Here is a 13,773-nt window from a genome sequence, read left to right as displayed (position 1 = left end):
GCGGGCGGTCCGTGCAAAAACGCGGATTTTACCATTGGACTGCATGATCGACCTTGTTGCCGCCACAGCGAAACGGGCCTGCCTGGCCGTTTTCGGCAGCCGGGCCGATGTTATACTCATATGACATCCCTCTCTCCGAGCATCTATGAAACTCATCGGTTCGAACACCAGTCCCTATGTGCGCAAGGTCCGCGTCGTGATGGCGGAAAAGAAGCTCGATTATTCGTTCGAGCTCGACAACGTGTGGAGCGCCGAGACGCAAGTCCACCAGTCCAACCCGCTGGGTAAAGTGCCTTGCCTGGTCATGGAAGACGGCAACGCCCTGTACGACTCGCGCGTGATCGCCGAATACCTCGACACCCTGACGCCCGTCTGCAAGCTGTTGCCCTCCAACGGCAACGGACGCGATCGCGCCGACGTCAAAGTGTGGGAAGCGCTCGCCGACGGCGTGCTCGATGCGGCCGTGCTGGTGCGCCTGGAAAAGACGCTGCGCCCGCAAGAGCAGCAGAGTCCGCAATGGATCGAGCGCCAGCTGGGCAAGGTGCATGCCGGCCTGGCGGTGATGTCCGAGAAGCTCGGCGAGCAGCCTTTCTGCATGGGCAAGGCCTACACGCTGGCCGACGTCGCCGTCGGCTGCGCGCTCGGCTGGCTGGGCTTTCGCTTCCCCGACATCGATTGGCGCACGGCGTATCCGAACCTGGCCAAGCTGTTCGACAAGCTGAGCGAACGGCCATCCTTCCGCGACACGGCGCCGTTCGAAGCATGATCAATCCAAACAAGACCACCGTCATCTTCGGCGAAGCCCTGGTCGACGATTTCTCCACCGAGCAGGTTGTCGGCGGCGCGCCTTTCAATGTGGCGCGCCACCTGGCCGCCTTCATGGCGCCGCAACTGATGATCACACGCGTTGGCAAGGACCGCAACGGCGAGAACATCGCGGCCGAGTTCGAGCGCTTCGCCATGGCGCAGGCCGGCCTGCAGGTCGATGCGATCGAGGAAACGGGGCGCGTCATCGTCGAGCGCGGCGCGACAGGACACCGCTTCGTCATCGTGCCGAACCAGGCCTACGACTACATCGCGCGCGATGAAGCGCTGGCGGCAGCCGCCGCGGTCGATGCCGGCGCCTTTTATTTCGGCACCCTGGCCCAGCGCGGCGAGCGTTCGCGCGGCACGCTGAAGGCGCTGCTGTCGAACACAGGCGGCATGCGTTTTCTTGATGTGAACATGCGCGACGGCCAAGTCGACGAGCGCACCATCTCCGACTCGCTGCACGCGGCCGACGTCGCCAAGGTCAACGAAGACGAGTTGCAGGCGCTGTTCGGCTGGTATTTCCAGCTCGGCCCGAACGACCCGCCGCTGGCCGCCGACGAAACCCGCTCGGCCTGCGCCGCGCTGCTGCAGATGTTCGGCCTGCAGGCGCTGATCGTCACGCTGGGCAACCGCGGCTCGGTGTATTTCGGCGCCGGCGGCGTCACCATCGACACCCGCGACACGCCGTCTCCGCCCTTCGTCATCGACACGGTCGGGGCAGGGGATGCATTCTCGGCGATCTTCCTGCTGGGCCGCGCACGCGGCTGGCCGCTCGAACTGACGCTGGCACGCGCCAACGAATTCGCCGGCGCGATCTGCGCCATCCCCGGCGCCGTGCCGCGCGACCTGGGCTTTTACGATCAGTGGATGACGCGCTGGCGGTGAATGTCCGCGTGCCGTCGCGGCGATGCTTTTTAACTGCGGCGGTCGTGCACCGTAGGGTCGGCTCCCGAGTCCACGCGTACGTGCGCATCCGTTAATCGACGGCGGCGACGCATTGCCGCCCGTAACGCGTGGCATGCCCGGTGAACCCGTCATCGAGGCCACTGGCCTCGATGACCCCTACGTTACGCGACGGTCAACGTGTTTTTTAAAAGCCGTAGTTCGCCCCGGCCCCCATCAGCGTCGCCATCCCCAGCCCCATGAAAATCACCGCCGCGATCCCATGCACCAGCCCGAGCGGCACCTTGTTGGCGATCCGCTCGCCGAACAGCACCGCCGGCACGTTCGCGATCATCATGCCCAGCGTGGTGCCGGCCACCACCGCCACCATTTCGGTATAGCGCGCGGCCAGCGCCACGGTCGCTACCTGCGTCTTGTCGCCCATCTCGGCGACAAAAAAGGCGAGCAGCGTCGTCAGGAAGACGCCGAATTTGGCCAGCGAGGCTTCGGTCTCGTCGATGTGGTCCGGGATCATCGCCCAGATCGCCATGCCGAGGAAGGACAGGCCGAGCACCCAGCGCATCACGACAGGCCCCAGCAGTTCGCTCACCAGCACGCCGACGGCGGCGGCAAAGGCGTGATTCAGGAGGGTGGCGACGAAGATGCCGAAGATGATCGGCAGCGGGCGGCGAAAGCGGGCGGCCAGCAAAAAGGCGAGGAGCTGCGTCTTGTCGCCGATTTCGGCGAGGGCGACGATGCCGGTGGCGACAAGGAAGGCATCCATGGAGGGGCAGCGGATAAAACGCAGAGCAAAGCGGAGCGCGGATCATAGCAGAGTCAAGCGGCGGCAGCGCGTCAATACGCGCCGAAGACCGCAGTAAGCCGTGCTTTCGCGCCCCTCCCATAAATGCTATTCTTCTCGCGCCTTCCGCTCAGCCTTTCACGACCACGCCATGAACACATCCCTCCTGCGCGCCACCGCCTGCGCCATCCTCGGCCTGTACGGTGCTGCTGCCCATGCACTTGACCCGCTCAGCTACGCCAACTACGACCAGGTCAAGACGCGCGCCCTGCACCTCGACCTGAAAGCCGATTTCACGAAGAAGACGCTGGCCGGCCACGCCGAACTGACGCTCGACTGGTTGAACAAGGACGCGCGCCGCCTCGACCTCGACACGCGCGAGCTGACGATCTCGAAGATCGAAGCGCTCGACGCGCGCGGGCGCTGGACCAAGGTCGCATACAGGCTCGACAAATTCGACGAGGAGAAGGGCCAGGCCCTGCACATCGACCTGGCGCAGCAGGCGCCGAAGGTGCGGATTTACTATCGCACCGCGCCCACCGCCAGCGCCCTGCAATGGCTGACCCCGGCGCAGACCATGTCGGGCAAGCGTCCCTTCATGTTCAGCCAGTCGCAGTCGATCAACGCACGTTCCTGGGCGCCGGTGCAGGATACGCCGTCGGTGCGTTTTACCTACACCGCGCGCATCGAGGCCCCCGAGGGCCTGCGCGTCGTCATGAGCGCCGATAACGATCCCAAGGCGACGGGCAAGGGCGGCTGGAAGTTCAACATGCCGCAGCCGATTCCCTCCTACCTGCTGGCGATCGGCATCGGCGAACTGGAAGCGCGCACGCTGGGCGGACGCACCGGCGTCTACGCCGAACCGCTGCGCATCAAGGCCGCCGAATACGAACTGGCCGACACCGAAAAGATGGTCGAAGCGGCCGAAGCGCTCTACGGCCCCTATCGCTGGGGACGTTACGACATGCTGGTGTTGCCGCCGTCGTTCCCGATCGGCGGCATGGAAAACCCGCGCCTGACCTTCCTCACGCCGACCATGATCGCCGGCGACCGCAGCCTGGTCGACCTGATCGCGCACGAACTGGCGCACAGCTGGTCGGGCAACCTGGTCACCAACGCCTCGTGGAAGCACTGGTGGCTCAACGAAGGGTTTACTACCTACGTCACCACGCGCATCCTGGAAAAGCTCTACGGCGATGAAGTGGCGACCATGAACCTGCAGCTTGAGCAGGAAGAAGCAATCGAATCGCTGAAAGAGATCCCGACAGAGAAGCAGGCGCTGCTCATGCGCGCGGCCGATACCGGTTCCAACACCTATACCGACGAAGGCCTGGCCTATCCGAAGGGCGCGTGGCTGCTGCGCACTTTGGAACAGCGCGCCGGCCGCGCCGTGTTCGACCCGTTCCTGCGCGGCTGGTTCGACGGCCACGCCTTCCAGAGCGTGACCACCGAGCAGTTCGTGGCTTACCTGCGCAGCAACCTGTTATCGAAACACCCGCAGGTGATGAGCGACGCGGAACTCGACGAGTGGCTGTACGGTCCGGGTATCCCCGCCAGCGCGAAGTATGCGAAGTCGCAGCGCCTGGTGGCGCTGGACGCGACCACCGCGGCCTGGCTCAAGGGAGAGACGCCGACAGCGAAACTCGACACCAAGGGCTGGACCGCGACCGAGTGGATGAAGTTTTTGAACGACATCGACAACAAGGCCGATGCCGCGCGTTTGAAGGAACTCGATGCCGCCTTTGGCCTGGCGAAAACCGGCAACAACGAAGTCGCCTTCCGCTTCTACCGCGCCGCGGTGCACGCCGGCTACCGCGACGTGCGTCCGCAGGTACAAGCATTTCTGATGAGTGTCGGGCGCAAGAAATTCGTGGTGCCGCTGTACGCGGCGCTGCGCGCGAATCCGCAAGACCGCGCCTGGGCCGAGGGCGTGTACAAGGCGGCGCGCGAGCGCTACCACCCGGAGACGCAAGTCGGCGTCGATAAAGTAATGAAGTAAGCGATAAACGCGAAATAAACCGATAAAAACCAGGGGCCGGGAGACGGCCAGACCAGTAAAGGAACCGAAGCGTGCAACACATGAAACACATCGCAGCAGCCATCCTGATCGCGTTTTCCGCCGCCGGCGCGCAGGCGCAGACCACCACGGCGCCAGCCACTGCGTCAGCCCCAGCGGCGGCATTCGACCTCGAACAGGACGTCAACCGCGTCATGAAGGCGTTCGACGTGCCGGGCATCGCGATTGCCGTCGTCAAGGACGGCAAGGTCGTGGCCGCGCGCGGCTTCGGCGTGCGCAAACTGGGCGAACCGGCCAGGGTGGACGGCCAGACCCTGTTCGAGATCGCCTCGAATTCGAAGGCATTCACGGCCGCCGCGCTGGCGATGCTGGTCGACGAAGGCAAGCTGAAATGGGACGACCCGGTGGTAAAACACCTGCCGGACTTCCAGATGTACGACGCCTACGTCACGCGCGAAATGACCGTGCGCGACTTGCTGACCCACCGCAGCGGCCTGGGTCTGGGCGCGGGCGACCTGCTGTGGTGGCCGACGACGAATTTCAGCACCGACGAAATCATCGAGCGGCTGCGCTACGTGAAACCGGCGACGAGCTTCCGCAGTGCCTATGCCTACGACAACCTGCTGTACATCGTGGCCGGCAAGATCATCGCCCAGAAGTCCGGTAAAACCTGGGGGGCCACGGTGCGCGAGCGCATCCTGACCCCGGTCGGCATGAATACCACGACGACCAGCCTGGCCGAAAACGCCGGCAACCCGAACGCCTCCAACGCGCACAGCAAGATCAACGACAAGATTGCGGCTGTCAAATCCATGCCGGTCGATAACGCGGTCGGTGCGGTCGGCATCAACACGAATGCCGACGACATCGCCAAGTGGATGAAGGTGCTGCTCGACGGCGGCCGGATCGACGGCGCCAAAGGTGCGGACGGCAAGGAGCTGCGCCTGTGGAGCGAGGCGCAGTCGCGCGAGATGTGGACCGCGCAGACGCCGATGAAGGTCGGCATGCCGAAGGGGCCGCTGGCCGCCACCCGCGCCAACTTCGCCGCCTACGGCCTGGGCTTCCAACTGCGCGATTACAAGGGCCAGCTGGTCGCCATGCACGGCGGCGCGCTGCAGGGCTTTTATTCGCGCGTGCTGCTGGTGCCGGAATCGAAGCTGGGCGTGGCCATTCTCACCAATGCGGAAAGCGGCGGCGCCCTGAATGCGCTGCAATACCGCCTGCTCGACCAGTACATGACGGGCAGCGCACCGACCGACTGGATCAAGCTGATCGCAGATAACGAGGACCAGAAGCACGCCGAAGAACTGGCGCGCCTGAAGAAGACCTCGGCCACGCGCGTCGCCGCCTCGAAGCCCTCGCTGGCGCTGGCCGAGTACGAAGGCCAATACCTTGATCCGTGGTATGGCGTCATGAATATCAAACGCGACGGCAAGAAGATGATCCTGTCGTTCTCGCGCACGCCCGACCTGACCGGCGAGATGGAGCACTTCCAGCACGACACCTTCATCGTGCGCTGGAAGGAGCGCAACTTCAACGCCGACTCCTACGTCACCTTCGCGCTCGACCACGACGGCAGCATCGAACACGTCAAGATGAAGGCGGTGTCGACCGAGACCGATTTCAGCTACGACTTCCACGATCTGCTGTTCACGCCGGTGAAGCCGGCAAAGACGAAGCTGTAAAAGAAACGGGCCGCTCAACGCGGCCCGTTTTTATGTGCACAACCGGTGACGTGAACCGGATACCCGTAGGGTGGGCGGCTCCACCCGACCATGCGCACGTCCGCAGCGTTGACGCCGCCCGTTCAACCGGCCCATGCAACCTCGCGCCATGCTTGCGTGCGTTGAACGCGTGGGCGGCGCATTGTTCGCGTGGTCATTCCGTGCCCAGTGCAGCCGCCCACCGTACGTCCCTCCGGTCACCGCTGGCGGTGCACGGTCAACTACCCATCACTGCTTCACGAACTTGAGTGTCATCCGGTCGCTCTCGCCGATCGCCATGTACTTCTCGCGATCCTTCTCCTTGTTCGCCAGCACCGGCGGCAGCGTCCACACACCCTTTTCGTGGTCCGCCTTGTCCTTCGGATTGGCATTCACTTCCGACTTGCCGGCCAGTTTGAAGCCGGCGTTCTCGGCCAGCTTGATCACATAGGCTTCGTGCACATAGCCGGTGGAGGCTTTCTCGTCCTGCTTCATCGCCGCTGGCAGGCGGTGGTCGACCACGCCCAGCACGCCGCCCGGCTTCAGCACCTTGTGGATTTCCTTGAACGTCGTCTGCAGGGCCGCCTCGCCGTTGCCGACCCAGTTGTGCAGGTTGCGGAAGGTGAGCACCATGTCGACGCTGTTCGCGGGCGCGATCTCGTAGCGGCTCGGCGGCTCGAACACGGCGGTGACAGCCTTGCCGTACAGGGCCGGATTGGCGTCGAGTTTGGCGCGCAAGGCGATGCCGCCCTTCTTCTCGGGCGCCGCGCCGGCAGCGATGTACTTGCCCTTGTCGCGCAGGTAGGGCGCCAGGATCTCGGTGTACCAGCCGCCGCCGGGCACCAGTTCCACCACCGTCATGGTCGGCTTGATGCCGAAGAAGGTCAGCGTTTCGTACGGATGGCGCGCGCCGTCGCGGGCGGCGTTGGTGGCGCGGTGTTCGCCGGCGATGACGGCTTTCAGGGCGTCGTCGGCCTGCACGGCGCCGGTGGCGCCGGCCACCAGCAGCGCGGCGAGGATCAGTCGTTTCATGGTCGGTGTCTCCAGTAAGGTTGTGGGCCGCCGGCCAGTGCCGTTGCCGCGCGCCGATGATCGAACATGCAACCCGGCCAGTCAAGCGAATCCATGACATATGCACTGTCCACCGGGTGTCCGCGCGGACAGGCGGACACCCGGTGGACAACGTATGTACGCCTCAACACCGCATACCACAGCGGGTCGATCGACACTTTGCGACTGGCATAAAGATTGCCTATTCAAAATCATTGGTTGCTGATAATGTTTAACGGTTTGCCATACGGTTCGCCGTCGCGGCACCACGAGTTCTACACATACATATGCGGCAGTGCCGGTGTGCGCGCCGCTCCCGAAGCAGGTCGAATTCAGGAGACAGAATGGAACGTCGTACCTTTCTCAACATCGGCACCGTGGCGTTTGGCACGATGCTCATTCCCGTCGCCGGCCGTGCGATCGCAGCCGAAGAACTGCTCAGCCCAATGGCGGTCGCCGCCAAAAAGGCGCTGGCCGACACCGCGCTGAACGCCGCCACCAAGGCCGGCGCCTCCTACTGCGACGTGCGCATCGGGCGCTACCTGAACCAGTTCGTCACCACGCGCGACCTGAATGTCGAGAACGTCGTGAATACCGAATCGGCCGGCGTCGGCGTACGCGTCATCTGCAACGGCGCCTACGGCTTTGCCGCCACCTCCGACATGACCCCGGACGGCATCGCCAACGCGGCGCGCCAGGCCGTCGCCATTGCCAAGGCGAATGCCAAGCTGCAGTCCGAACCGGTGCAGCTCGCACCAGTCAAGGGCGTGGGCGAGGTGAGCTGGGCGACGCCGTACAAGAAGGACTGGCGCACGGTGCCGATCAAGGAAAAGGCCGAACTGCTGATCGCCGCAAACAAGGCCGGCATGGACAACGGCGCCAACTTCATGCAGTCGATGCTGTTCCAGGTGAACCAGCAAAAGTATTTCGCGTCGACCGACGGCTCCTACATCGACCAGGACCTGCACCGCCTGTGGGCGCCGTTCAGCGCCACCGCCGTGGACAAGGCGAGCGGCAAGTTCCGTTCGCGCCAGGGCCTCGGCGCCCCGGTCGGCATGGGCTACGAATACCTGGACGCGCGTCCGGAGCACAAGATCAAGGCCGCCGGCGGCGTCGCCACGCTGTACACGAACTCCTACGACATCGTCGAAGATGCGCGCGCCGCCGGCCGCGACGCCAATCGTAAACTCACGGCGAAGTCGGTCACTCCGGGTAAGTACGACCTGATGCTCTCGCCGGAGCACCTGTTCCTGACCATCCACGAATCGGTCGGCCACCCGACGGAACTCGACCGCGTGCTCGGCTACGAAGCCAACTACGCCGGCACCAGCTTCGCCACGCTCGACAAATGGCAGTCGAAGAATTTCAAGTACGGTTCGCCGATCGTCAACATCGTCGCCGACAAGACGACCCCAGGTTCGCTCGGCGCGGTCGGCTTCGATGACGAAGGCGTGCGCTGCAAGGAGTGGAACATCATCAAGGACGGCATTTTGGTCAACTACCAGGCCACGCGCGACCAGGCCCACATCATCGGCGAAAAGGAATCGCATGGCTGCTCGTATGCCGACTCGTGGAGCAACGTGCAGTTCCAGCGCATGCCGAACGTCTCGCTCGCGGCGGGCAAGAAGAAGATGACCCCGGACGAAATGGTCAAGGGCATCAAGAAGGGCATCTACATCGTCGGCGACGGTTCGTTCTCGATCGACCAGCAGCGCTACAACTTCCAGTTCGGCGGCCAGCTGTTCTACGAAATCAAGGACGGCAAGATCGGAGAGATGCTGGAAGACGTGGCCTACCAGGCCAATACCCAGGAATTCTGGAGCGCCTGCGCCGGCATCTGCGACGAGCGCGACTGGCGCATGGGCGGTTCCTTCTTCGATGGCAAAGGCCAGCCGCCGCAGATCAGCATCGTCTCGCACGGTTCCTCGACCGCGCGCTTCAACGGCATCAACGTGATCAACACCGCCCGCAAGATCGGCTAAGGACATTCATGACCATCCTGACCCAGGAACAAACCAAACGCATCTGCGACCGCGTGCTGTCGCTGTCGAAAGCCGACGAATGCACCGTCGGCATCGCCGGCGAACGCAACGGCAACATCCGCTTCGCCCGCAATGCCGTCTCCACCGCCGGCCTGACCGACGACACCACGCTCACCGTGCGCGTCGCCTTCGGCAAGCGCCAGGGCACCGCCAGCATCAACGAGTTCGACGACAAGTCGCTAGAAAAGGCCGTGCGCCGCGCCGAAGACCTGGCGCGCCTGGCGCCGGAAAATCCGGAATTCATGCCGGCCGTCGCCAAGCAGCAGTACAAATCGTCGAATACGTTTGTCCAGAAGACCGCCGACATCGACCCCGAGATCCGCGCCCAGGCCGCCGCCTACGCGATCGAAGCCTGCCGCAAGAAGGGGCTAGTAAGCGCCGGCTTCCTGACCGACACCACCGCCTTCCAGACAGTGGCCAACTCGAACGGCGTGTTCGGCCACCAGGCCTTGACCTCGCTCGATTTCACCTGCACCATCCGCACCGAAGACGGCCGCGGTTCGGGCTGGGTGCGCCGCTCGGCGCGCGACCTGGCGCGTTTCGACCCGCGCGAAGCGGCCGACGTCGCCATCGAAAAGGCGCTGCGCTCGGTCGATGCGAAGGCGCTGGAACCGGGCCGCTATACCGTCATTCTGGAACCGGCCGCCACCAGCGACCTGATGACCTACATGATGAACGGCTTCGATGCACGCCGCTCCGACGAAGGGCGCAGCTTCCTTTCCAAAAAGGGTGGCCTCAACCGCGTCGGCGACAAGCTGTTCGACAGCCAGGTCAACATCTGGTCCGACCCCTGGGACCCGCTGGTGCCGGTGCTGCCGTGGGACGCCAACATGCTGCCGCGCGAGCGCCAGAACTGGATCAAGGATGGCCGCGTGGCCGACCTCGAGTACTCGCAATACTGGGCCAAACAAAAGAACAAGCGCGCCGTCGGCAGCGCCGGCAATTTCATCATGGCCGGCACCAACAAGAGCACCGAGGAGCTGATCGCGAATACCAAGAAGGGCGTGCTGGTCACGCGTACCTGGTACATCCGCATGGTCGACCCGCAATCGGTGGCCCTGACCGGCCTGACGCGCGACGGCACCTTCTATGTCGAGAACGGCAAGATCAAGCACCCGATCAAGAACTTCCGCTTCAACGAGAGCCCGGTGTCGATGCTCAACAATATCGAAGAGATCGGCCGGCCGGTGGTGCTCGGGGGCGACGAGGGGCCGAACCCGATGGTGGTGCCGGCGATGAAGGTACGCGACTTCAATTTCACGTCACTCTCGGACGCGGTTTAAGGAAAATAACCTGCGGCCGGTGATGCACCCTCGGCCGCTGCGCACCGTAGGGTGGGCTCTCGAGCCCACGCGTATTCAGGCCTATGCATCGTCGAGATGCTTTTCGATTCGCACACGCCGCACCGCGTGGGCACGAGTGCCCACCCTACGTTACGCACCAGCCGGTGGTGTATTTCAACCGCCGGCATTTGGAGAATAAATGGAACGACGTACCTTCTTGAAAATCGGCGCCGGCACGGCGGGCGCCATGATCGTGCCGGTGTTCGGCAACGTGATCGCCGCCGAAGACCTGCTCAGCCCCATGGCAGTCGCCTTTAAAAAGTCCCTGGCCGACGCCGCCCTGAACGCGGCAACGGGCGCCGGCGCATCCTATTGCGACGTGCGCATCGGCCGCTACCTGAACCAGTTCATCACGACGCGCGACCTGAACGTCGAGAACATCACGAATACCGAATCGACCGGCGTCGGCGTGCGCGTGATCGCCGGCGGCGCCTACGGTTTTGCCGCCACCAACAGCATGAACCCGGACGCGGTCGCCGCCGCCGCGCGCCAGGCCGTGGCGATTGCCAAGGCCAACGCCAAACTGCAAACCGAACCGGTGCAGCTGGCCCCCGTCAAAGGCGTGGGCGAAGTCGCCTGGGCCACGCCGATCAAGAAGGATTGGCGCGCGGTGCCGGTGAAGGACAAGGCCGAGATGCTGATCGCCGCAAATAAAGCGGGCCTGGAGGCGGGCGCCAGCTTCATGACGGCGAACCTGTTCCAGATTAACCAGCAAAAGTATTTTGCCTCGACCGACGGCTCCTACATCGACCAGGACATCCACCGCCTGTGGGCGCCGATCAACGCGACCGCCGTCGACAAGGTCAGCGGCAAATTCCGCTCGCGCGGCGGCCTCGGTGCACCGGTCAGCATGGGCTACGAATATTTTGATGTGCGCGCACAGGATAAAGTGCGCGCCGCCGGCGGCGTTACCACGCTGTACACCAAATCGTATGACGTCGTGGAAGATGCGCGCCTGGCCGGCAAGCAGGCGCGCGAGAAGCTGTCTGCCAAATCCGTCGAGCCGGGCAAGTACGACCTGGTGCTGGCGCCGGAACACCTGTTCCTGACCATCCACGAAGCCGTCGGCCACCCGACGGAACTCGACCGCGTGCTCGGCTACGAAGCCAATTACGCCGGCACCAGTTTCGCCACGCTGGATAAATGGCAGACCAAAAAATTCAAGTTCGGCGCCGAACGCGTCAATTTCATTGCCGACCGCACCAATCCGGGTTCGCTCGGCCTGATCGGCTACGACGACGAAGGCGTGCGTGCCAAGGAATGGGACATCATCCGCAACGGCGTGCTCGTGAACTACCAGGCGACACGCGACCAGGCCCACATCATCGGCGAAAAGGAATCGCACGGCTGCTCGTATGCGGACTCGTGGAGCAGCGTGCAGTTCCAGCGCATGCCGAACGTGTCGCTCGCCGCTGGCAAATCGAAGCTCACACCAGACGAGATGGTCGCCGACGTCAAGAAGGGCATTTATATCGTCGGCCGCGGCTCCTACTCGATCGACCAGCAGCGCTACAACTTCCAGTTCGGCGGCACGCTGTTCTACGAAATCAGGAACGGCAAGATCACCAATCCGCTGGAGGATGTGGCGTACCAGTCGAACACCCAGGAATTCTGGAATGCCTGCAGCGCCATCTGCGACGAGCGCGATTGGCGCATGGGCGGCTCCTTCTTCGACGGCAAGGGCCAGCCGAGCCAGGTCAGCGCGGTCTCGCATGGTTCGAGTACGACGCGCTTCAACGGCATCAACGTGATCAACACCGCCCGCAAGATCGCTTAAGGACAAACGATGAAACAGCTGAACAAGGAAGAAGCACAACGCATCTGCGAACGCGTCATCAAGTTGTCGAAAGCGGACGAGTGCAGCGTCGACATCAGCGGCAAGCGCGAGGGTAATGTGCGTTTCGCCCGCAACAGCATTTCGACCGCCGGCCTGAACGAAGACATGCAACTGACCGTGCAGGTCGCCTTTGGTAAAAAATCCGGCATCGCCCAACTCAACGAATTCGACGACAAGTCGCTCGAAAAGGCCGTGCGCAGGGCGGAAGAGCTGGCGCGCCTGGCGCCGGAAAACCCGGAGTTCATGCCCGCCGTCGGCAAGCAGGATTACAAGGCGACGCCTACTTTCGTGCGCGCCACCGCCGACATCGATCCCGAATACCGCGCGCAAGTAGCGGCCTACAGCATCGAAGCGGCGAAAAAGGCGGGCCTGGTCTGCGCCGGCTTCTTCAACGACGGCAAGCGCTTCAATACGACCGCCAATTCGAACGGCGTGTTCGGCTTCCAGGAAGCGACCGATCTCGCCTACACCTGCACCGTGCGTACCGAAGACGGCCGCGGCTCGGGCTGGGTGACGCGCTCGGCGACGGACGCCAACCGTTTCGACGCGCGCGAGGCGGCCGGCGTCGCCATCGAAAAGGCGCTGCGTTCGGTCGAGGCGAAGGCGCTGGAGCCGGGCCGCTACACGGTGATCCTGGAGCCGGCCGCCACCTCTGAAGTGCTGGGCAATATGTTCAGCTCCTTCAGCGCGCGCGACGCCGACGAAGGCCGCAGTTTTCTCACCAAGAAGGGCGGCAAGAACCGCCTTGGCGACAAGCTGTTCGACGAGCAGATCAACGTCTGGGCCGACCCGTGGAACGCGGACGTGCCGGTTTTGCCCTGGGATGGCCAGTCGGGCCTGGCGCGCCAGCGCACCGACATCATCAAGAACGGCCGCATCGCCTCGCTCGACTATTCGCGTTACTGGGCGCAGAAGCAGGGCAAGGTCGCCACGGCCGGCCACGGCAACATGATCATGGCCGGCGGCAGCAAGTCGCTGGAGGAACTGATCGCGTCGACCAAGAAAGGTGTGGTCGTCACCCGCACCTGGTACATCCGCATGGTCGACCCGCAATCGCTGCTGCTGACGGGCCTGACGCGCGACGGCACCTTCTATGTCGAGAACGGCAAGATCAAGTACCCGATCAAGAACTTCCGCTTCAACGAAAGCCCGGTCACGATCCTGAACAACGTCGAGGAGCTGGGCAAGCCGCAGGTGATCGGCGGCGACGAGGTGCCGTACCAGATGGTGCTGCCGCCGATGAAGGTGCGCGACTTTAACTTTACGTCGCTCTCCGACGCGGTGTAG

At 63.8% G+C, this 13,773-nt stretch carries 10 protein-coding genes; 8 read left to right on the top strand and 2 right to left on the bottom strand.

Annotation, left to right across the window (positions count from 1 at the left end; all coding sequences use genetic code 11):
* Positions 1-145: 145 nt before the first annotated feature.
* Together IFT60_RS14740 and IFT60_RS14735 are read left to right on the top strand one after the other, a co-directional pair.
* Positions 146-766, top strand: coding sequence for a glutathione S-transferase C-terminal domain-containing protein (locus tag IFT60_RS14740; RefSeq protein WP_192052779.1), 621 nt, complete (start codon positions 146-148; stop codon positions 764-766).
* Complete coding sequence (locus tag IFT60_RS14735; protein ID WP_192052777.1) at positions 763-1,695, top strand: PfkB family carbohydrate kinase; 933 nt, start codon at positions 763-765, stop codon at positions 1,693-1,695. The genes IFT60_RS14740 and IFT60_RS14735 overlap by 4 nt, the downstream gene beginning before the upstream one ends.
* A gap of 205 nt (positions 1,696-1,900) precedes the next feature.
* On the opposite strand, the gene IFT60_RS14730 is transcribed toward IFT60_RS14735, so the two are convergent.
* Positions 1,901-2,476 carry a TMEM165/GDT1 family protein gene (locus IFT60_RS14730; RefSeq protein ID WP_192052775.1) on the bottom strand — a complete coding sequence of 192 codons (576 nt, stop codon included), beginning with the start codon at positions 2,474-2,476 and terminating at the stop codon, positions 1,901-1,903.
* A 169-nt stretch (positions 2,477-2,645) separates the two neighbouring features.
* On the opposite strand from IFT60_RS14730, the gene IFT60_RS14725 reads away from it, so the two are divergent.
* On the top strand, positions 2,646-4,493 hold the full coding sequence (locus tag IFT60_RS14725; protein ID WP_192052773.1) for a M1 family metallopeptidase: 1,848 nt from the start codon (positions 2,646-2,648) through the stop codon (positions 4,491-4,493).
* Between the two features lie 80 nt (positions 4,494-4,573).
* Complete coding sequence (locus tag IFT60_RS14720; protein ID WP_192052933.1) at positions 4,574-6,196, top strand: serine hydrolase; 1,623 nt, start codon at positions 4,574-4,576, stop codon at positions 6,194-6,196.
* Between the two features lie 267 nt (positions 6,197-6,463).
* Here IFT60_RS14720 and IFT60_RS14715 read toward each other — a convergent pair whose 3' ends face one another.
* Entirely contained in the window at positions 6,464-7,246 is a 783-nt protein-coding gene (locus IFT60_RS14715; RefSeq protein ID WP_192052771.1) for a class I SAM-dependent methyltransferase, read from the bottom strand.
* 362 nt (positions 7,247-7,608) lie between these two features.
* Here IFT60_RS14715 and IFT60_RS14710 point away from each other — a divergent pair, with 362 nt between their 5' ends.
* The 4 genes from IFT60_RS14710 (at position 7,609) to IFT60_RS14695 (ending at position 13,773) form a co-directional block, all read left to right on the top strand.
* Positions 7,609-9,246 (top strand): TldD/PmbA family protein, encoded by a 1,638-nt coding sequence (locus IFT60_RS14710; RefSeq protein ID WP_192052769.1) that lies wholly within the window; start codon positions 7,609-7,611, stop codon positions 9,244-9,246.
* 8 nt (positions 9,247-9,254) lie between these two features.
* On the top strand, positions 9,255-10,589 hold the full coding sequence (locus tag IFT60_RS14705) for a TldD/PmbA family protein (RefSeq protein WP_192052767.1): 1,335 nt from the start codon (positions 9,255-9,257) through the stop codon (positions 10,587-10,589).
* 199 nt (positions 10,590-10,788) lie between these two features.
* Positions 10,789-12,426, top strand: a complete 1,638-nt coding sequence (locus IFT60_RS14700; RefSeq protein WP_192052765.1) for a TldD/PmbA family protein — start codon at positions 10,789-10,791, stop codon at positions 12,424-12,426.
* 9 nt (positions 12,427-12,435) lie between these two features.
* Entirely contained in the window at positions 12,436-13,773 is a 1,338-nt protein-coding gene (locus tag IFT60_RS14695; protein WP_192052763.1) for a TldD/PmbA family protein, read from the top strand.

The organism is Massilia sp. CFBP 13721, from assembly GCF_014842025.1.
Lineage (GTDB): Bacteria > Pseudomonadota > Gammaproteobacteria > Burkholderiales > Burkholderiaceae_D > Telluria.
Note: the sequence above shows the minus strand (reverse complement) of the source record. Positions and strands in the feature narration are given on the sequence as shown.